Source organism: Paenibacillus sp. FSL H8-0048, assembly GCF_038002825.1.
Taxonomy (GTDB): Bacteria; Bacillota; Bacilli; order Paenibacillales; family Paenibacillaceae; genus Paenibacillus_AQ.
The window spans coordinates 1,886,683-1,905,829 of the sequence record NZ_JBBODF010000001.1 but is presented as its reverse complement, the minus strand read 5'-3'; the positions used below and the strand labels follow the sequence as shown (position 1 = coordinate 1,905,829).

The following is a 19,147-nucleotide window of genomic DNA, read 5'->3' as shown; positions in this document are numbered from 1 at the left end:
TATGGCTACAGGAGGAACTGCGAATAAGAAGCAACGGATTGACAAGGTGCTGTCCCACATGGGGATCGGCTCACGCAGCGATATCCGCAAGCAGGCCAAGCAGGGTCTGATCACAGTAAATGGAGCAGTAGTCAAAGACAGCGGGTTCCATGTAGACCCGGAGCAGGACCGCATAGAGGTTGGCGGGGAGCCGGTCCTCTACAGGGAATTCATCTATCTGATGATGAATAAACCGCCGGGCGTATTATCCGCCACCGAAGACAAACGGGACCGTACGGTTCTGGATCTGCTGAAGCAGGAGCATGCGCTGTTCGAGCCGTTCCCGGTCGGGCGGCTGGATAAGGATACCGTGGGTCTGCTGCTGCTCACGAATGACGGCAAGCTCGCACATGAGCTGCTGTCCCCGCGCAAGCATGTCCCCAAAACTTACGAGGCCACCGTAGAAGGGGAGGTCGATGCAGCGGATGTGGCTGCTTTTGCCGAGGGAGTTACGCTTGAGGATGGTTATGTGACCCTGCCCGCGCAGCTTAGCATTCTGAGCAGAGAACGGGGCAGCCGCGTGCTGTCGTATATCTCACTCACCATTACGGAAGGCAAATTCCATCAGGTGAAGCGGATGTTCGTGGCTGTCGGGAAGAAGGTAGTGTTTCTGAAACGGGTGTCAATGGGCGAGCTGAAGCTGGACGAGACGCTGTCCGAGGGAGCCTGCCGGGAGCTCACGGCCCGCGAGCTGGAGCTGCTGCGCGGCGGCGGGGCTGGGGAATAGAGGTAGACTATACAGAGATAGGATGATGGGGTATGAAATACAAACTGATTGCACTGGATGTAGACGGAACACTGCTGAATGATGATCATCAGCTCAGTGAAGAGAACAAAGCGGCGATTGCAGAGGTTACGCGTCAGGGCGGGCAGATTGTCCTCTGCACAGGACGCAGTCCGCAGAATTCGATTCCTTTTATGGAGGAGATGGGCTTGTCGGGGTATGTGCTGGGCCATAACGGGGCGGCTACGGTGAGTGTCAAGGACCGTAAGGTGCTGCACCAGTACGGGCTGGACGCCAGAGGGCTGGACCCGTATATCGCCTATTGCCGCGAGCGTGATATCCATTTTGATGTGAACACTGCGTTTGAGATGTATGTGGACAATGTGGAGAACCTGACCAAAGAAGCCCACTTTATGTATGAGCATTTCCGCATTATGCCTGCATCTCTTCCCGCCTGGGAAGATTTCCGCGAACCGATTGTGAAATTCACTGTGTTCACGCAGTCCGATATTCTGGATGAAGCGCAGCGGGAGTGGGCTACGTGGGGAGAGCAGTACAATATTCTGCGCAGCGGAGAGTTCTTCGTTGATCTTATGCACCCCGAATCCTCCAAAGGAAATGCCCTGAAGCACCTGGCTGCCGAGCTTGGCATCCCGCAAGAGCAGGTGCTGTCGATCGGCAACTATTATAATGATATTTCCATGCTGACGTATGCCGGTCTGGGTGTGGCAATGGCTAACTCTCCGGTGGAGGTCAAAGCAGCCGCAGATGTGATCACCGGCACTAATAATGCGAACGGCGTGCGCGATGCGCTGGTGAAGTATTGTTTGTAAGCGGAAAATACAACATGTGTAGTGATGAAAAAGCAGCCTGCCCCCATTAAGGGAGCGGGCTGCTTGAGGTCCGTGTGCTATGCTGCTTATAGCGGAATTAGACGAACAACGAACGGGAAATGATTACGAGCAATATGAAGAGTACCAAGATCGCACCGGTCGAAGTGAAGCCTACACCTGCACCCATGTCTGATTCCTCCCTTGATTCATGTCTGTTCCCACTTGCCGCCGCTTAAGTCCGGCGGACCTCCATGGGATAATGACATCATATGCTTATGAAGGATTCGTGAACTGGTCAGCAGCCTAAACTTCGTCAATATGGGCTTTTAGAATCCGCAGACCCTTGGGCAAATGATTCTTCAGCTGGCCGGAGCTGGCTTTGCCCCAGCCTACGGGCAAGCCGTCTACGGTTACCAGCGTCCAGCCATGCAGGCCGGGCGGAACCGGCAGACTTTCCCCGCGCAGCCAGGCCCCAATCTCCGGGCCGTCCGCCGGCATATCATAGCTGCGTGCCGCCTGATCCGGCCGGAGTGCCATGGCCAGGGCGTGGGCAGGCTCGATCCGGTTCTTTTTGAGATGGGCAATATGCAGTCCGGCACGCGGTACCTTGAGTCCGTCCAGCATCCCGGTGTGCAGCCGCTCACTGAATGCCTCAGGCAGCAAATACAGAGATTCGCCGAAGAGAAGCGGAAGGCCTTGTCCGGTGAATCCGGGCAGCTCTGCCGCTGACCAGCTCATGAACTGCTGATAGGCCTCCCTAAGCGCAGCACTTGCCTTCTGGCCGTTACTGCCGCGTTCACCGCGCTTGCTTTTGCTTTTACTTGAAGCAGATTCTGTCTGGTCAGTGGAAGCAGTCTTGTATAGCAGGGCCACGAAATGCCCTTCGCCCCGCTCCAGATGCGGCCACAGCCGCTTCATAACGATCAGCTCCATATCGGGATAGGTCTGCACGAAGCGCTCCATCGTCTCCTCATTCTCCTGACGGTTGAAGGTACAGGTGGAATAGACCATATGACCGCCAGGCTTCAGCATCAGATACGCATCCTGCAGAATATCCCACTGTCTGGCTACACAGATCTCCACATGCTTCGGGGACCATTCGTCTATTGCCGCAGGGTCTTTGCGGAACATTCCTTCGCCGGAGCAAGGCGCGTCCAGCATAATGCGGTCGAACACCCCAGGGAATCTTTTGGAGAGATCACCGGGAGCTGCGGAAGTAACCAGCGTGTTGCTTATGCCGAGACGCTCGACGTTTTCGGCCAGGATTTTGGCCCGCTCCGGGTGGATTTCATTGGAAATGAGCAGCCCTTGCCTCTGCATCAGCGAGGCGATATGAGTGGTTTTGCCGCCGGGAGCGGCCGCCAGGTCGAGAACGAGCTCACCGGGGAGCGGCTTCAGCAGCTCGGCTGCGGACATTGCGGAGGGCTCCTGAATATAATATAGTCCGGCGGTATGATACGGATGTCTTCCCGGCCGGACCGGGTCCTCATAGTAGAAGCCTGTTGGGCACCATGCTACCTGTGACAGGCCGAATTGTGCGATTGCCTGCTCCGCTGCGGCGCGGCCGGAAGGTGCACTGCTTTTTAACGTATTGAACCGCAGACCCTGGGTCCGCTTAGCAAGATAGCTCTCCAGAAAAGCGTCCGCCGTATCCCCCAGCATCTCTCTAATGTTAGCGGTGTACGCGGCAGGCAGCCGTTCTTCATTCATCTTTCATTCTCCTCTAGTTCAAAATCCAAGATAAGTAAAGCTGTCATCTTAGTTGCTGTTTCGGGTGGATACCGATAAAATTAGGATATGGAACCTTAGCGTACCTATACCTGTAGCTGTACCCGTATTTATTATTGTACATATACACAACTATATCATAATTGCCGGCCTTCACCGTAAATAGGGCAATTGTAAAGGGAGATGTACCAATATGAACTTGCTGCAAGCGCTATTCTTCCCGCCGGAGCAGCCCGGTGGTGTATCTTCTATGATCCCTTATCTGCAGGAACGCTTCCGCTCTAGCCGCTGGGAGATGGATTTGTTCTGGCTGCCGAAGCGTATCCGGGGCAAGGGACGTGAAGACATTGTCTTTGAAACCTTCGATTGGACCGTGTACTTTGATAGTCCGGTTGTGCAAAAATACATTCAGACCTACCGGGATTACATCTGGTGGACCAAGCTGCGCATGAGCAAAAATTACGATCTGATCCATGCCCATCATCCGATTGCGGGGCTGGCGATGAAGAGAATTTATCCTGATGTGCCCTTGATTCAGACGCTGCACTCCAGCTATGAGCGTGAATTGATTCTGAACGGATTGATCCGCGAGGGGGGAATTGAGCATCAGTTCCTGGTCGCCATTTACCGTGAGCTGGAGCATGTGAGTGACAGGCTGATGACGGTTTCGCGTGCTTTTGCCGATTATATGACTCCTTATATTGAGCGGCCGGACAGCATCGGAGTGATCCCGAACGGATTCGACGAGAAGCGGTTCAAGCCTGTCCCGCATGAGAATGACATTCCGCAGCTGGTCACGGTTACCCGTCTGGTGCCGGCCAAAGGCATAGATATTCTGTTCAAGGCCTGTGCCGAGCTGAAGAAGCGGGGGCATGAATATGTGCTGCATATTATCGGGGACGGACCGAGCCGGGCGGAGCTGGAGAAGCTTGCGCAGGAGCTGGGCATATATAATGAGACTATTTTTTACGGCTATACGCTGCATCCTGAGGAATTCATGCCGTTCTTCGATATCTTCGTATTGCCTTCGCGGGCGGAGGCGTTCGGTTCGGTATTTGCCGAGGCTGCGCTGAGCTGTCTGGCGCTGGTCGGGACCAATGTGGGCGGCATTCCCGAGCAGATTGAGGACGGGGTGAACGGGCTGCTGGTGAATCCGGATGATGAGCTGGGACTGGCAGATGCTCTGGAAAAAGTAATCACGGACCCCGGTTACCGCTATGAGCTGTCGCGCTCGGCTTGGGATAAAGCAAAGAGCCTCTATTCCCTGACCCGTGTAGCCAATGAACTGAAGAAAACCTATCTGCAGTTCCAGCCGGGAATGAAGGGGTGAGGCTATGATTCCTTTTCGTTTCCTGCATACAGCGGATATGCATCTGGACAGCCGGTTCGCCGGTCTGTCTCATCTCCCGCCGGATATCCGCTCCTATCTCCGGGAGTCCACCTTCGCCGCCCTCGGGCGGCTTGTTGGCGTAGCCATCCTGCAAAAGGTAGATTTCGTGGTCATTAGCGGCGATGTCTACGATGTCTCGGATGCTTCGCTTCAAGGGCAGCTCCGGTTCCGGGAGGCCTTGGAGGAACTCGGAAGCCACGGGATTCAGGTATTCCTGATCCACGGTAACCATGATCCGCTGGACGGTCCGCGCCTTAGCTCAGCACCGCCTGCCCATGTTACGGTATTCGGCGGCAGTGAGCCGGAGCGCGTTACCGCCCGCCGCCGGGAGGACGGACGGGAGGTAGCTGTGATCAGCGGCATCTCCTACCCGACCTCCAAAGTGACAGAGAATACAGCTCTGCGCTTCAGCCGCCAGCCGGGCAGCAGCCTGTTCCACATCGGCCTGCTGCACGGCAATGTGGACGGGGATCTCCAGCATGAGACTTACTCCCCGTGCACCCGGAAGGATCTGATCGGCAGGGGCTATGACTACTGGGCGTTGGGGCATATTCATAAGCGGAGTATTCTGCATGAGCATCCGCCTATCGTCTATCCGGGCAACATTCAAGGAAGAAGCATTAAGGAGACCGGGCCGAAGGGCTGTTATACGGTTGATGTCAGTGCAGAGGGTGCAGTCCGGCTGGATTTCCATGAACTGGACAGTGTACGCTGGGAGGTCCGCGAGCTCTCTATTGAAGGGCTCACTGACGAGGCAGAGTGGACCCTGGCTGTAGAGAATGCAGTGGAGGATATCCGCAGAGAGACTCCGCAGCTGATGTCTGTGGTCAGATTCCGCCTGACCGGGCGGGGCGATATACATAAGGTGCTGGCTGAGAAGGGGGCGGCGGATGATCTGCTCACTGAGCTCCAGCGGCGGGAAACTGGGCGCGCAGTGCGCAAGGAATACGCAGGCTTGGTCTGGACGGAGGGCTTCTCCATCGAAACGGGACTTGCGGTTGACCGGGAACACTTGCTTCTGGAGGACAGCTTCCTGGGTGAAATGCTGCGGCTTGCCGGGCGCAGTGGCGGGAATGCCGCAGAGCTGGACGAACTGGTCGCTACTGCGCTGAGACCGCTGATGGAGAATCAGGAGCTGCGCAGGCTGCTATTATCCGCAGGAGCCGAAGAGAAGCAGGAATGGCTGAGAGGTGCAGCAGAGCTGGGAATCACCCTGCTGAGCGGATTGGAAGAGTCCGGCAGGACGCTGCTGAATGCTGGGGAGGAAGACCAGGCGTATTCTGCTGAGGGCAGTGGAGCAGGGCTGGAAGGGACTGGACGGGCGCGGGAAAATGCATCGGCTGATGCTGGCGGATGGGTGATGAGCAAGAACACTGCCGGGGATACCGGAGATAGTGATGGACAGCAAGACCGGGAGGTAGAGGAATGAAGATCGATTCATTGCGGATCGGCGGCTACGGAAGGCTGACTCAGCGGGAGATTGGACTGAATGAAGGGGTCACGGTTCTGTTCGGACGCAACGAGGCAGGTAAAAGCACAACCCTGCAGTTCATCCGTGCCATGCTGTACGGCATCCCCGGCCGGGGGAATCCGGCTGAACGGTACGAGCCGCTGCAAGGAGGGACGCATGGCGGTATACTGGAAGCAAGGGATGAGTCCGGCGCATTATGGACCATCCGCCGGTATGCTTCCGGCGGCGCGGGGCCGGGCAGAGCGGAGAAGCTGCATATTGCAATTCTCCATCCGGATGGCCGCACGGAGGAGCTGAATCAGGCGGAGCTGGAGCGGCGTCTGCTTGGCGGCATCTCCCGGAGCATGTTCCGCCAGCTGTTCGCTGTCTCGCTTGACGAGCTGCAGGAGCTGGGCGCCTTGCAGTCGGGGGAAATGAGCAGCTACCTGTTCCATGCCGGGATGGGCGGCGGCGGGGAGATTATGCGGGCCGAGAAGCGTCTGGTCCAGGAGGCGGAGAAGCTCTACAAGCCGCGCGGCAAGGTCCAGGAGGCGGCCAGGATTCTACAGTCTATCGGGAAGCTGGAGCAGGAGGTAGCGGAGAGCCGCTCTTATCTGCCGAGATATAACGGGAACACGCTGGCTCTGGAAGCTGCGGAGCAGCAGTTGGAGCAGATGAAGCTGGACCGCGAGCTCGCCGGGGCAAGGCTGATGAAGCTGCGCAAGGCGCAGGACATCCGGGAGCTGTGGCTGAAATGGAGCGAAGGCCGGCTGGAGCTGGAGGAGCTTCCTGTGATTGCTTCGTTCCCGGATAACGGGGCGGAACGCTGGAGGTCCCTTACAGCCGATCTGCGCAGCTTGCAGGGGGCGGCGTTCCGGCTGGAACGGCTTACAGCGGAGCTTACCGCAGAGCTGGCGGCGAATCCGCCTGATCCTCTGCTTGCGGAGCAGGGGCCTGCGCTGGAAGCGCTGGACCGCAGCCGCAGCAGCTATGAGGACAAGCGGGCGGAGCAGCTGCGGATTCAGGCGGAGCTGGCGGCTCTGCGGGAGCAGCTGGAACGCCTGCTGCGCAGCATCGGCGCAGGCTGGGATTCCGCAGCGCTCGCAGGCTTCACCCCGTCCGCCGCGGACCGCGAGGCCGCGCGGCGTTACGCCGCCTCTTTTGCCGGATATGACCGGCAAATGGAGACCCGGGGCGCGGAGCTGCTGAGCCTCCGCGCCCGCAAGGCCGCCGCCGCTGCTGCGCTGCAGGCAGCCGAGCGCCTGCTGGCGCAGGAGCACGCCAGCGGCGCAGCGGACTTCGCGGGCCTGGCCCCGCGCAGCCCGCGTGAACTGGTGCAGCTCTGGGACGAGCTGCAGCAGGCCGCCGAGCGCTGGCGCGAAGCGCAGCTCGGCCCGGAAGGCGGCGCGTCAGCTACGCGCCGCAGGGATACCGCCGGGGGCAGTAGCCGCCCCGGCGGGGGCCAGCGCCGGGCGGCACGCTACCGGCGCCTCCTGCAGGCGGGCGCAGCGCTTACGCTGCTGCTGCCGCCTGCGCTGCTCTTGACCGGCGCACCGCCGGTCAGCGTATGGTCCGCGCTCGGCCTGCTGGCCGCAGCGGACCTGTGGCTCTGGTCCGCCCTGCGCGCAGCAGGGGCGGCGGGGTCCCCGCCGGAGCCCGGCGGCGGGGAGGCGGGCAAGGCCGCAGCGGAGATGCTGCGGCTGCGCGGGCTGTTGCTCTCCGGCGCGGAGCGGGAGAGCGGGCAGGCGTTCAGCCCGGACGCAGGCGGGCTGGAGGCCGGGATGCGCGAGCTGCGCCGGCTGATGGAGGCCTGGGGCACCTGGCGCCAGAGCGTAGACCGGCAAGCCGCTGAGGTCGAGGCCTGCCGGACGGAGCTTGCGCAGCTGAGCGGACAGGAGCAGGTGCTTACCGGCGAGCTTGCGGAAGCGGAGACCCGCTTCACAGAGCTGGCGGCGCGCTACGAAGAATGGCTGCGTCAGCGGAGACTCCCCGAAGGGCTGTCGCCGGACGGCCTGCCGGATATCTTCGCCCTGGCAGAGCAGGGCCATGAGCTGCTGCGCCAGGAGACCAAATGGTCTGTGCGGCTGAGCGGCTTGGCTGCGGAATGTGCGCTCTATGAGCAGGAAGGGCTGAAGCTGCTTGCAGCTGCGGGGACCGGACGGCCCAATTCTATTCCCTTTGTAGCTGAGCAGCAATCACTACCGGCTGTTCCGCTTACTGCACAGCACCGACTATTGGCTACAGAGTCTACTGAGCAGCACCAGCTACCCGCTACCGAGGCTACAGTCCAGCAGTTGCTATCCTCTAACGATTTATCTGCTTATCAGACGTCAATACCCAGCGAAACTACTGAGCAGCGCCGTCTACCCGCCACCGATCCTACTGCCCAGCATCCACCCGCAACTCAAGCTGCTCCCGGTCAACCTACCCCAGCCGCCCTCTTAACCTGGCTGGAGCTGCGGAAGCGGGAGTGGGATCAGCTGAAGGCGGAGCTGCTGCGCAGAGAGAGTACGGAGGCACGGCTGGCTGAGGTCCGGGAGGAGCTGGCAGGGAATCTCAGGGAGCAGGCGGAATTGAACCTGCGGTGCTCGAAGCTGCTGGAGGAAGGCGGTGCTGAGGATGGTGAAGACTTCCTGCGCCGTTCTGCTGTGTGGCTGAGACGGATAGAGGTTACGCGGTCCGTGCGTCAAGCGGAGCTGGCGATGTTCAGCGGCTGGGATGCCGAAGGGCGGACGGAGCTGCTGAGTCTGCTGGAGCATCTGGATGCAGGGCGGCTTGCGCAGGAGCGTCTAGCTGCGGAAGAAGCGGCAGTCGAGCTTGAAGAGGAGCGGAGCGCACTGCTAGAGCAGCGCGGCAAGCTGCTGCAGGAACGGGAAGCACTCTCGGTGCGCGGCAAGGAAGACACTGCCCTCCAGCAGCTGGAGGAGCAGCGGGCGGCACTGCGTAATCTGGCCGGCCAATATGCGGTAACAGCGCTGGCGGCCGAGCTGATGGGGCGGACGCGCAGGATCTATGAACAGGAGAAGCAGCCTCAGGTGCTGCAGCTGGCCTCCCTGTATTTCTCGAAGCTCACGTACGGGGAATACCGCCGGATCGTGATGACGCTGGGGCACAAAGAGCTGAAGGCTGAACACAAGGATGCCGGACTGCTGGACAGCGGACTGCTCAGCCGGGGAACCGCGGAGCAGCTGTATCTGGCGATCCGGCTGGCACTGGCAGAAACGATGAGCGGTAAGGTCAATCTGCCGCTGTTCTTCGATGATCTGTTCGTTAATTTCGATGAACACCGGCTGCACGCGGCCCTGGCTCTGCTTGGCGAGCTGTCGGCTTCCCGGCAGATCGTCATGATGACCTGCCACCGCCACGTTGCCGAAGCTGTGGCTGGCATCATTCCTGCTGCAACAGTTATTTCCGTGTAGTCCGGATGGCAGGCTTGATGCTGACAATCGTGATCCCCTGCTTTTTACCGCCCGCACCTCCTGTTGGGGGCTTGCCCTGACCTGGCGGCGGAGATATGGGGGAACGCACGAGCATGACTACCCATATCAGACACAGCGCGCCGAAGATCGGGTAGAAGATGCCCAGCAGGGAGCTGAAGCCGAATTGGCTGAACACATAGCAGATCAGCATGAGCAGCGGGGCGACAAGCGCAGGGGCAACCGGGAGCCGCTGCTGGAGCTGTACGCTTACCCCGTAGATCCCCGCAACGAAGGTGCTGAAGATTTCCATGAAGATCAGCAGCAAGAAGATCATCTGCACCACCGGACCCAGCCGGACGGCGATGCTCCCCATCGGAATTTCGAACTGCAGGATGCCCGGCATCTGCGAGCTCATGGCAAAATGGGCCGCCAGCAGCATGAACCCGATGCCCGCTCCGCCCAGAATACCGCCGCGCACCAGCGCACGTTCGTCATCCGTATGACGGGCCAGCGGAACCAGTACAGCCTGGGCCATGCCAAGGTTGAACGAGGTATAGAGCAGCGGAGAGATCCAGGCGTTGATGCTGCTGTAATCGGTGGGCAGGAAGAGGAAGCGTTCGGCTCCCGCCACGCCCAGCGTATTACAGACAAGAATTAGCGACAAAGTAAGCATCAGGGGCACCACAAGGCTGTTGATCTGCAGAATGCCGGAAATGCCGCGCTTCAGCAGCAAGTAAGATCCGAGGAGAGTCAGAAGCAGTCCAGCCTGATAAGGAAGGCCGAGATGCTCCTTGAAGATCGCCCCGGCGCCTGCCAGCATGATGCTGTTCACCCCGATCAGAATAATCATGGTGAACAGGCTGATGATGGTCCCGGACTTGGCTCCGAACAGATGCCGGTTGAAATCCTCATACGAATCCGCAGAGATTTTCCGGGCGATGATCATCATTTTGGTGCCCAGCCAGATAAAGAGAGCGGCAGAGAACAGAATCGTCAGCAGGGCCCAGTGGCCGTATCTGGTGAAAAAACGGAGGATTTCCTGGCCGGTAGCGAATCCGGCGCCGACAATGGTACCAATATAAGTGAACGCGATCTGTAATGTGCGGACATGTGACTTCATGCTTAGCCTCCTTATGAATGCTGCGAAGTTTATAATCGCGGGGCCTGCAAGGATATAGCCTTGTGTAGTCCGCATAGTACAGGTTATGATGAGGAACAGAGGGACATGACTTCCGCCTGGACGAACAGGTGTGATTTCGGTGGAACGTCTATAAAGGGTAATGGAGGTTTACAATTATGGAATTATTGAAACAGCGGATTTTGGAGGAAGGTGTAGTCGTCTCGGATCAGGTGCTGAAGCTGGACGGGCTGCTTAACCACCAGGTCGACCCGATGCTGACGATGGAAATGGGACGGGAATTTGCCCGCAGATTTGCTGAGGCTGGAGTGACTCGCGTAGTGACTGTGGAATCCTCGGGGATTGCCGTGGCATTTGCCACCGCTTATGAGATGAAGGTGCCGCTGGTGTTTGCCCGCCGCAAAAAAACGCTGCTGGCTGATCCCGACGCTCTGTGTGAACGGGTACCATCTTTTACCAAAGGGATTGTTACGGACATCATGCTGTCCCGCCAGTTCATCTCGGAGGATGACAAAATCCTCTTCATCGATGACATTATCGCCAACGGCGACGCGGCCCGCGGCCTGATTAAGATTATCCAGCGTTCAGGAGCCGAGCTGGTGGGCCTTGGCGTAGTAGTCGAAAAAAGCTTCCAGGCCGGTGCACGCACGATCCGCGAACAGGGAATCCGTCTGGAATCCCTTGTTGATATTACCTCTCTTAATGACGGGACAATTGTTTTCGGATAAGATGGAAGTGACAATAACAGGAACACAGCCTATTTTTCAAACATCTGCTTTTCACCCTATAAGTTTTCCTTTATAATAAAAATTAGACATGAGAGAGGAGGCGTCACAATGGGGAATGAACCGGTGACAGAGCAGTTTTTTATTGATAAACTAACCGAGGCTAAGGATCACTTCGAACGTGCGCTGGATTGCAAACACACGGAGTTCGACGATTTGTATCCCTATATGATCGAACATCCTCAGTTTTTCTGGTACAAACGTTATGTTGCTTGGTCAGAGCTTTTGACAATCACAAGTTTGTGTGAAGAGCTGTCGTTCAGCTGGAGACAGACATTCACAGAGCATCAGGTCGAATATCTGGAACAACGTGTGATGTCCGCTAAAGTTCTTGACTTCTGGTTTGAGAAGAATGAAGCGCTGATATAGGAACTTCATAAGACATACAGATTGCTTTTGAAAGATAACTAGACCCGGATGATTCTCATTTGGGTCTTTTTCATGACCGGATTCAGAGTTGAATTTGGACAAGCTAAGCACAGAGAGGAGAGCAAGAATACTATGATCAGCGATGAACAACTGGATGCCTACCGGATTTCTGGTGAGCGGGTAAGAGTCGTGCGCGACGGGCTGGCGAGCAATGATATCAGAGGGATCGTGCTGGCCTGGGACGAGACCCAGGTGATGATCCGGCGTCCAAACAAGCATGTGGTGAAGCTGGACCGGAGATACCTGTATCAGCCGGTGAGCGAGCCCAGACCAGAAGCCTATACCCCGGAATGAGCGGAGAATGGAGGTCAAGATGAGTCATCATAATAAAATAGCGATAGTCACCGGCGGCGCGGGGGGAATCGGACGCTGCATCACCGAAGAATTCCTGAAGGCCGGAGCAATGGTTGCCTGCATCGATACGGATTCTGCAGCCGGACACTGGCTGGAGGAGCGGTATGGCACTGAGCGGCTGTTTTTCTATGCGGGCGATATTGCGCAGCAGTCCGTGCTGGATGATTTCACCGCACAGGTGATCAGCCGTTACGGACAGGTCGATTATCTGATTAACAATGCCTGTATCAGCAGGAAAGGGCTGCAGTCCGAGTGCACCTATGAGGATTTCGAGTATGTGCAACGGGTCGGAGTGACGGCACCCTATTATCTGACGCTGCGGCTTAAGCCGTATTTGGCCCAAGGAGCTTCTATTGTGAATATCTCCTCCAGCCGGGAGCGGATGTCGCAGCCGGATACCGAGAGCTACACTGCCGCCAAAGGCGGAATTGGTGCATTGACCCACGCTCTTAGTGTAAGTCTGGCCGGCAAAGCCCGGGTGAATGCCATCAGCCCGGGCTGGATTGATACCACTGCTTATCACGGTACAGAGGAATCGGTGGAGCCGGTTCATACCGAGCCGGACCGGCTGCAGCATCCTGCGGGACGGGTCGGAACTCCGGCGGATATCGCGGCTATGGTGCTGTTCCTGTGCACTGAGGCTGCGGGATTCATCACGGGCGAGAACATTACAATCGATGGCGGGATGGGCAAGCAGATGATCTACCACGGAGACGGGGGCTGGACCTATCGCCCTGGAGGGCAATCATGAAGCTGCCGGTTATCAAAGATGCCGGAGAACTGGCCGCACTGGTGCGGGAGATCGGGTACCTGCCCTTGTTCCGCTGTGAGATCGCAGGCTTCTCTCTGGAGGAATGCACGCCTGCGGGCTACTGGTTCGTGAAGGATGTAATCGGCCCGTGGGAATGGCGCGAGGAGATTGCGGCCGGGGGCGAGATCGCTTATGCGAAGCTTTTCAACAAGAAGGCCGGGTTCATCAGCAGAGAATGGTATCCGGACTTCGCCAATTACCGCCGTGACGGTTATGACTTCGACGCCAGATATGATGACGGACTGGCCTCCATGGCCAGCAAACGAATAATGGATGTGCTGCTGGAGCATGAGGCGGGGCTGCTCTCCAGTGACCTCAAAGCGCTGTCCGGCTTCGCAGCCAAAGGTGCCAAAGGCTTCGACACAGCCATGACGCTGCTCCAGATGCAGACCTACATTACAGTCAGCAAATTCGAGTATAAGCAGGACAAGCATGGCCGTCCCTACGGCTGGGGAATCGGCCGTTATGCCGTAAGCGAGCATGTATTCGGAGCGGAATGGGTGACTTCGCAGTACAGCATTCAGCCTAAAGCATCCATGGAGCGGATTATGGAGCATACAGCCAAGCTGTTCCCGGAGGCAGGAGCGAAGCAGCTGGAGAAGGTCTTGAAGTAAGTTCGCTCGGGCTGCGAACCGGCGAACGGCAGGAACGGGCCGGGTTGCTGCTTGGACCAAGGTAATCGAAAAACCGATTACAATTGCTCGCGTGGAGCTACCTGGACCAAATGTAATCGAAAAACCGATTACAATTGCTCGCGCGAAGCTACCTGGATCAAATGTAATCGAAAAACCGATTACAATTGCTCGCGTGGAGCTACCTGGACCAAATGTAATCGAAAAACCGATTACAATTGCTCGCGCGAAGGCACCTGGACCAAATGTATGCGGAAAACTGAGCTTAATCCCCCAGTGTTCCCGACAATAAAATTCACCCAAGCCGCTCACCGCCAGCATATTCAAATCTTGTGCTGCACCCGCACCAAGAGCCTCGTCCTATTTGGGACGAGGCTCTTGGTGACAGCAGTACTATCCATTACAAAGGACAGCTTAGATGGTCATGGCCAACTGTTCGGCTTGTTCTTCCCGGGGAAGAATGGAGGCAAGCTCGGGACCCAGTCCGAGGTAGGCGCGCATACGCTGCATCATCTCATTGCGGAAGCCGGGCCATAGAATATGGATCTCGCCAACATAGCCCCGGCAGTTATACTCGGCGGTAACTCCGCGCTGATCCTGGCGCACAGTACTGATCTTGAGCTGGCTCACGGTAAGCTCGCGGGTAACCTCCTTCAGCATCAGGGATGTCTTCTTGGTAGCGCTGGATACCAGCTCCATGTAGAGCTGGGGAGTCTTGAACAGACCGCTCTTGCCGATGGCACGGCAGTCGCGTTCGAATACTTTATGAATAAACGTTAGCAACAGATAGCTTCTGACCAGGGACAATTCATCTTTGGTTATATTCTCAGGGATTGTTGGTGTATTTAGGGGGTGTCTCTTGGTAATCGCCATTATAAATCACCTCATTTATAGTATGCGAACCTTTGTTCTCATTATACACCGAATCCGCAAATAAAAGCAATATTTTACTTGCAATTTATGGATAGAAATTTACAATAAAATATACTTGACTCCATAAATCTGGCATGGTAAGATCTATCTTGTGACTGCGAAAGCAAGTCAACTGAATATGCGGTCATGGCGGAATTGGCAGACGCGCTGGCTTCAGGTGCCAGTGGTAGCAATATCGTGGAGGTTCGAGTCCTCTTGACCGCATTACCGTAAGAATGAATAAGCTCTTGAATCAGTCCTTTTGACGGTTCAGGAGCTTTTTTTGATTGGTTAGATCTGATTGATAATAAGAATTAGGTGTGCCAATATGGTTTTGCTATTGAAATAGGCCGCCTGTATTGTTTATGATAATATCTATGATATTCATTAAATCTTGAGTAGGTAGATTATGAATTTAAATGACAATATATTAATCAAGATTCGTGAAATGAGGGAAAGCTTTACTCCGGTTGAACGGCTGGTCGGGGATTATATTCTGGAGAACAAAGAAGAGATTCCCCATTTGTCCATTAAAGAATTGGCCCAATCGAGTAAAACAAGTGATGCCTCGGTCCTGCGGTTCTGTAAAACAATGGGCTACAGCGGATACCGCAATTTTATTGTGAGTATATCAGCTTCTTTGGGTTCCCGCGATGAGGATGCAAAGGCCCAGTATACAGATATTCAGCCGGGTGATGAGCTCTCGACCATTATTTCAAATATTTCACTCAATAACATGAAATCCATTGAGGACACACTTAGTGTGGTTGACCGGAATGAGATTGCAAGAGCAGTAGAAGTGCTGTGCCATAGCAAAAGAATTGTTTTCTTTGGCATTGGAGCCTCGGGAATCGTCTGTATGGACGCCGAACAGAAATTCTCTCGCATTAACAAAATGTGTCATGCTTATACAGATGGCCATAGCCAGCTCACGGCAGCAACCTTACTCGGAAAAGACGATGTTGCCATTTTTATTTCTAATTCTGGTGCAACCAGTGACATTATTGACGCCCTGATCATTGCCCAGAAGAATAAAGCGACATGTATTGCGGTTACCCGGTACAACAAAAGCGAGCTTGCAATGCGGGCGGATATTGTTCTCAGCATATCTACCCCTGAAATAACAATCCGCAGCGGTGCCATGGGCTCACGTATTGCTATGCTGACGATCATCGACATCCTGTTTGCCGGTGTGGCAAGTGCAGAATACGAGCAGGTAAAAACCTCTTTAACCAATACCCATAATATTTTGAAGAAAAAACTCAGATATTAAGTACTCAGAATCGAATAGACTTGGAGGAAGCATTGATCGGTCATCGGTCAATGCTTTTTTATTGTATAGGAAACTATAGTTATCTGCTGCTGCAGCAAAGGTGTGTGTAGATTTGTGGATAAGAGCTCTTGGAATGATTCGGAGGTAGAGTGACTGTGAAGCTAAAGGTGGCGGAAGATAGGCTTAGAACCTATAGAATGGGAGAGTACAACGGCATATGGACTAAATGTATGTGAAAAACAGCATATATTGTGTTCACAGCAGGCACACGGCCTGAATGTATATGAAAAACAGCATCCTGCTCGCAAGCAGGCCTATGAACCAAATATATGCGAAAAACAGCATACATTGTGCCCGCAAGTAGGCAAATGGACCGAATGTATGGCGAAAACAGCATACATTGTGTTCGCTCGCAGGTAATCTCATTCACCCGTTAGGTTGATTTTGGTCTTCCCTTAACGATGTCAGATTATCTACATCACAGAATGTTTGATTCTGGCGAATCTAATGACTTGTTTTTCAAGAATACGGCAGAAGGAGTGATAATAACGTTTGACAAAAGTGAGAATCGCTTATTGTAAGCGCTTTATAAATGTGGTATAACTGATTATATGAGATTATGAAATAAAAAATCGGAATAATATTCATAAATAAAATTTTATTTCAAAATCTATTGACGGCTTTAGGGATATATATTAGTATAAAAATTAATAAATGTATGATATTCTAACATGAATTGTTAGATACATGGAATTTATATTTAACAAGAAGGAGGATGACTATGAATGACTACCTTGCGGGATTAACCACAGAAGCCGTGAATCCGGACACCCTGATGATTGATGAATGTACGACTGAACAAATGGTCCAGTTAATGAATCAACAGGATGCTCTGGTCTCGGCAGCCGTCGCTAACGAAATCCCGCAGATTGCAAGGGCGGTAGATATTCTGCACCACAGGCTGTCTGCCGGCGGGAGAATGTTTTACATAGGAGCCGGCACCTCCGGAAGATTGGGTGTTTTGGACGCTTCCGAATGTCCTCCTACCTTTGGTACAGATCCTTCGATGGTACAAGGATATATCGCCGGGGGTGATATTGCTCTGCGGAATGCGGTTGAAGGCTGTGAAGACGATGACGAGGCAGGGACCGCATTAGTCGATAGCATCGGGGTGACAGACCAGGATGTAGTTATCGGCATTTCGGCAAGCGGGAGCGCCAGGTTTGTGATTGCAGCTCTAGCGAAGGCGAAGACGCTTGGGGCCGCTACCATCGGTGTGTGCAACAACAAGGGCTCCAAGTTTGAACCCATTGCAGATATTTGTATTTCACCTGTTGTAGGACCGGAGGTCATTAGCGGCTCGACCCGGTTGAAGGCGGGAACGGCTCAAAAGCTGGTGCTCAATATGCTGACCACATGTACTATGGTCAAGTTGGGGAAAACCTATAACAACCTAATGGTTGATTTAAAAGCCAGCAATTACAAGCTGGTAGACCGCTCCCTCCGCATTATTATGAATACGACGGGTGTAGACACCCAAGCCGCCTCAGAGACACTTGAAAAGGCAGGAATGAATTGTAAGCTGGCCATCATGATGATTAAAACGGGGTTAGACGCAAAAGCGGCAGAAGAAGCGCTTGAGGCTAATGGAGGACGCCTGAAGCAAGCGATCCTCTCATTGAATTAAAGCGCAGGAAATGGAATTACCGGATGGATGCTTGTGAAAATTAAGGAGGCTGCTATCGATGAAAAAAAGAAAAGGTTTAACTCTGTTATTGTCAGCAATCATGATGATGTCGCTGTTATCCGCCTGCGGAGGGAAAGCAAATAACACTGCGGGTTCTGCAAATTCCGGAAACACAGACAGCAGCGGTGCGGGAAAAGATACGATAACCGCATTATTACCTCCGGTATCGGCTAATTACCAGGCCCGGTTTGCTGATATGGAAAAAGAATTTAATGCACTGCATCCTAATTTGACGCTGAAAATCGAACCGGCGAGCTGGGAAGATATGACCCAAAAGCTGGATACACAAGTCAATGCAGGCTCCCCTCCTGATATTGCCTGGATCGGTGCCTCCGGACTTTCGAAATATGCAGCACTGGATGTACTAATCGATCTGAACCCAGTGCTGTCTGACGAAGTTAAGGTGGATTATGACGAAGTTCCAATGAAGTATTTTCAATTGGGTGACGCCCAGTACGGTCTGCCGGCATATATGGAAATCCACACGATCGGCGGTAATAAACAATTCCTTGAAGAAGCCGGAATTGACTGGAAGAGTATTCAGCAAAACGGCTGGACCTATGATGAGTTCCGGAAAGCTATTGCAAAAGGCGTAGTAAAAAATGATAAAGGTGAAACCAGCCGTTACGGTTTCGTATTCGCGACCTCCGGTGTAACCTCTAAAGATTACCTGGGTATTCTTGCTAAAACTGCGGGGCTGCCGGATTACTTCGATAATGACCTCAAATACACGTATACAAGCAAAAAATTCCTGGGTCTGCTGACAGCAATCCGTGAAATGATCGACGATGGTTCTATGCCGAAAGAGTTAAGCTCCATCGATGCCGGCAAACGCTGGAATATGTTCCTGACCGGCCAAACGATGATCACTGGTAAAGGCTTGTCGGCATTTGAAAACTCCGCCCGTCTGAACAATGAGAAAATTAAAGCGAACGATGGATCAGCTGTTGCCGATTCTATCCAAGTGGATTACATTTCACTTCCGGTTCCAACCTTCAACGGTGCCGATTATATCCCTACTTCCATAGTGGACGGTTATGTCGCACTTCGAGGTAAAAAAGAGCCTTCAGAAGAACATATCAAAAATATTGCTCTGGCGGTGAATTTCCTGTCTTCCGGTTCGATTGCTGCCAACTATAGTAATGAGCTGTTCTTAACACCCATTACCGAGTCTGCACGTAAGGCAGAAGTGCTTGAACAGTTCCCGCGTAATGAAGACAACGTTGCTGCGGGTAAAGCTATGATGGCCAAAGCGCTCCCGGCCCGTACAGATATTCCTACCGAGCAGGCTGCTGAAGCGCTCAAAATTGAAACAGAAGTAATCATTCCTAAGCTGCAGGCATTGCTTGCCGATGAGATTACCCCGCAAGAAATGTATGATGCAGTTAAAGCAGCGGCCGTCAAATCCTTCGGTGAAGATGGTGTGGTCGCTGACTAGATTGCCATATAGGCCGGCATGTGAAGTGAAAGCTGTACGAAGCTT

17 protein-coding genes and 1 tRNA gene are annotated in these 19,147 nt (G+C 54.4%); 14 read left to right on the top strand and 4 right to left on the bottom strand.

Features of this window, described 5'->3' with window-relative positions; translation table 11 throughout:
* Position 1: 1 nt before the first annotated feature.
* Both NSU18_RS08310 and NSU18_RS08305 read left to right on the top strand, forming a co-directional pair.
* Positions 2 to 766, top strand: coding sequence for a pseudouridine synthase (locus NSU18_RS08310; protein ID WP_341148766.1), 765 nt, complete (start codon positions 2 to 4; stop codon positions 764 to 766).
* A 32-nt stretch (positions 767 to 798) separates the two neighbouring features.
* Positions 799 to 1,596, top strand: coding sequence for a Cof-type HAD-IIB family hydrolase (locus tag NSU18_RS08305; protein WP_341148765.1), 798 nt, complete (start codon positions 799 to 801; stop codon positions 1,594 to 1,596).
* A 97-nt stretch (positions 1,597 to 1,693) separates the two neighbouring features.
* Here the strand turns inward: NSU18_RS08305 and NSU18_RS08300 are convergent, their stop codons facing one another.
* Both NSU18_RS08300 and NSU18_RS08295 read right to left on the bottom strand, forming a co-directional pair.
* A complete protein-coding gene (locus NSU18_RS08300; protein WP_143803672.1) occupies positions 1,694 to 1,783 on the bottom strand; it encodes a sporulation protein YjcZ in 90 nt (29 codons plus the stop codon).
* A 116-nt stretch (positions 1,784 to 1,899) separates the two neighbouring features.
* Positions 1,900 to 3,306 carry an RsmB/NOP family class I SAM-dependent RNA methyltransferase gene (locus NSU18_RS08295; protein ID WP_341148764.1) on the bottom strand — a complete coding sequence of 469 codons (1,407 nt, stop codon included), beginning with the start codon at positions 3,304 to 3,306 and terminating at the stop codon, positions 1,900 to 1,902.
* A gap of 211 nt (positions 3,307 to 3,517) precedes the next feature.
* On the opposite strand from NSU18_RS08295, the gene NSU18_RS08290 reads away from it, so the two are divergent.
* Genes NSU18_RS08290 through NSU18_RS08280 form a run of 3 tightly spaced genes read left to right on the top strand, consistent with a single transcriptional unit; the run spans position 3,518 to position 9,583 of the window.
* Positions 3,518 to 4,654 (top strand): glycosyltransferase family 4 protein, encoded by a 1,137-nt coding sequence (locus tag NSU18_RS08290; protein ID WP_341020521.1) that lies wholly within the window; start codon positions 3,518 to 3,520, stop codon positions 4,652 to 4,654.
* Between the two features lie 4 nt (positions 4,655 to 4,658).
* Positions 4,659 to 6,143 (top strand): metallophosphoesterase family protein, encoded by a 1,485-nt coding sequence (locus NSU18_RS08285; RefSeq protein ID WP_341148763.1) that lies wholly within the window; start codon positions 4,659 to 4,661, stop codon positions 6,141 to 6,143.
* Positions 6,140 to 9,583 carry an AAA family ATPase gene (locus NSU18_RS08280; protein ID WP_341148762.1) on the top strand — a complete coding sequence of 1,148 codons (3,444 nt, stop codon included), beginning with the start codon at positions 6,140 to 6,142 and terminating at the stop codon, positions 9,581 to 9,583. Before NSU18_RS08285 ends, NSU18_RS08280 begins: the two co-directional genes overlap by 4 nt.
* Here NSU18_RS08280 and NSU18_RS08275 read toward each other — a convergent pair.
* Entirely contained in the window at positions 9,570 to 10,703 is a 1,134-nt protein-coding gene (locus NSU18_RS08275; protein ID WP_341020526.1) for a YkvI family membrane protein, read from the bottom strand. The genes NSU18_RS08280 and NSU18_RS08275 overlap by 14 nt on opposite strands.
* 176 nt (positions 10,704 to 10,879) lie before the next feature.
* Between NSU18_RS08275 and NSU18_RS08270 the strand changes: the two genes are divergently transcribed.
* From NSU18_RS08270 to NSU18_RS08250, 5 genes are all read left to right on the top strand, one after another.
* On the top strand, positions 10,880 to 11,449 hold the full coding sequence (locus NSU18_RS08270) for a xanthine phosphoribosyltransferase (RefSeq protein ID WP_036725092.1): 570 nt from the start codon (positions 10,880 to 10,882) through the stop codon (positions 11,447 to 11,449).
* A gap of 108 nt (positions 11,450 to 11,557) precedes the next feature.
* Positions 11,558 to 11,875, top strand: coding sequence for a hypothetical protein (locus NSU18_RS08265; protein WP_340754713.1), 318 nt, complete (start codon positions 11,558 to 11,560; stop codon positions 11,873 to 11,875).
* 132 nt (positions 11,876 to 12,007) lie between these two features.
* Entirely contained in the window at positions 12,008 to 12,229 is a 222-nt protein-coding gene (locus NSU18_RS08260) for a hypothetical protein (protein ID WP_340754711.1), read from the top strand.
* 19 nt (positions 12,230 to 12,248) lie between these two features.
* The gene (locus NSU18_RS08255; RefSeq protein ID WP_341020530.1) at positions 12,249 to 13,040 is read left to right on the top strand and encodes an SDR family oxidoreductase; all 792 of its coding nucleotides are present in this window, start codon (positions 12,249 to 12,251) and stop codon (positions 13,038 to 13,040) included.
* Positions 13,037 to 13,714: an AlkZ-related protein gene (locus NSU18_RS08250; protein WP_341148761.1), complete on the top strand. Its 678-nt coding sequence runs from the start codon at positions 13,037 to 13,039 to the stop codon at positions 13,712 to 13,714. The genes NSU18_RS08255 and NSU18_RS08250 overlap by 4 nt, the downstream gene beginning before the upstream one ends.
* Positions 13,715 to 14,146: 432 nt before the next feature.
* On the opposite strand, the gene NSU18_RS08245 is transcribed toward NSU18_RS08250, so the two are convergent.
* Positions 14,147 to 14,605 carry a hypothetical protein gene (locus NSU18_RS08245; RefSeq protein ID WP_341148760.1) on the bottom strand — a complete coding sequence of 153 codons (459 nt, stop codon included), beginning with the start codon at positions 14,603 to 14,605 and terminating at the stop codon, positions 14,147 to 14,149.
* A 180-nt stretch (positions 14,606 to 14,785) separates the two neighbouring features.
* On the opposite strand from NSU18_RS08245, the gene NSU18_RS08240 reads away from it, so the two are divergent.
* From NSU18_RS08240 to NSU18_RS08225, 4 genes are all read left to right on the top strand, one after another.
* Positions 14,786 to 14,869: transfer RNA gene (locus tag NSU18_RS08240), tRNA-Leu, on the top strand.
* A 184-nt stretch (positions 14,870 to 15,053) separates the two neighbouring features.
* On the top strand, positions 15,054 to 15,917 hold the full coding sequence (locus NSU18_RS08235) for a MurR/RpiR family transcriptional regulator (RefSeq protein WP_341148759.1): 864 nt from the start codon (positions 15,054 to 15,056) through the stop codon (positions 15,915 to 15,917).
* Between the two features lie 781 nt (positions 15,918 to 16,698).
* Entirely contained in the window at positions 16,699 to 17,604 is a 906-nt protein-coding gene (murQ, locus tag NSU18_RS08230) for an N-acetylmuramic acid 6-phosphate etherase (RefSeq protein WP_341020537.1), read from the top strand.
* Positions 17,605 to 17,662: 58 nt separating this feature from the next.
* Positions 17,663 to 19,102, top strand: coding sequence for an ABC transporter substrate-binding protein (locus tag NSU18_RS08225; protein WP_341148758.1), 1,440 nt, complete (start codon positions 17,663 to 17,665; stop codon positions 19,100 to 19,102).
* Positions 19,103 to 19,147: the final 45 nt, after the last annotated feature.

Excerpts from the sequence above, each read along its gene's own strand:
- NSU18_RS08310 (WP_341148766.1), top strand. The coding sequence starts at position 2 with ATGGCTACAGGAGGAACTGCGAATAAGAAGCAACGGATTGACAAGGTG.
- NSU18_RS08305 (WP_341148765.1), top strand. The coding sequence starts at position 799 with ATGAAATACAAACTGATTGCACTGGATGTAGACGGAACACTGCTGAAT.
- NSU18_RS08300 (WP_143803672.1), bottom strand. The coding sequence starts at position 1,783 with ATGGGTGCAGGTGTAGGCTTCACTTCGACCGGTGCGATCTTGGTACTC.
- NSU18_RS08295 (WP_341148764.1), bottom strand. The coding sequence starts at position 3,306 with ATGAATGAAGAACGGCTGCCTGCCGCGTACACCGCTAACATTAGAGAG.
- NSU18_RS08290 (WP_341020521.1), top strand. The coding sequence starts at position 3,518 with ATGAACTTGCTGCAAGCGCTATTCTTCCCGCCGGAGCAGCCCGGTGGT.
- NSU18_RS08285 (WP_341148763.1), top strand. The coding sequence starts at position 4,659 with ATGATTCCTTTTCGTTTCCTGCATACAGCGGATATGCATCTGGACAGC.
- NSU18_RS08280 (WP_341148762.1), top strand. The coding sequence starts at position 6,140 with ATGAAGATCGATTCATTGCGGATCGGCGGCTACGGAAGGCTGACTCAG.
- NSU18_RS08275 (WP_341020526.1), bottom strand. The coding sequence starts at position 10,703 with ATGAAGTCACATGTCCGCACATTACAGATCGCGTTCACTTATATTGGT.
- NSU18_RS08270 (WP_036725092.1), top strand. The coding sequence starts at position 10,880 with ATGGAATTATTGAAACAGCGGATTTTGGAGGAAGGTGTAGTCGTCTCG.
- NSU18_RS08265 (WP_340754713.1), top strand. The coding sequence starts at position 11,558 with ATGGGGAATGAACCGGTGACAGAGCAGTTTTTTATTGATAAACTAACC.
- NSU18_RS08260 (WP_340754711.1), top strand. The coding sequence starts at position 12,008 with ATGATCAGCGATGAACAACTGGATGCCTACCGGATTTCTGGTGAGCGG.
- NSU18_RS08255 (WP_341020530.1), top strand. The coding sequence starts at position 12,249 with ATGAGTCATCATAATAAAATAGCGATAGTCACCGGCGGCGCGGGGGGA.
- NSU18_RS08250 (WP_341148761.1), top strand. The coding sequence starts at position 13,037 with ATGAAGCTGCCGGTTATCAAAGATGCCGGAGAACTGGCCGCACTGGTG.
- NSU18_RS08245 (WP_341148760.1), bottom strand. The coding sequence starts at position 14,605 with ATGGCGATTACCAAGAGACACCCCCTAAATACACCAACAATCCCTGAG.
- NSU18_RS08235 (WP_341148759.1), top strand. The coding sequence starts at position 15,054 with ATGAATTTAAATGACAATATATTAATCAAGATTCGTGAAATGAGGGAA.
- murQ (WP_341020537.1), top strand. The coding sequence starts at position 16,699 with ATGAATGACTACCTTGCGGGATTAACCACAGAAGCCGTGAATCCGGAC.
- NSU18_RS08225 (WP_341148758.1), top strand. The coding sequence starts at position 17,663 with ATGAAAAAAAGAAAAGGTTTAACTCTGTTATTGTCAGCAATCATGATG.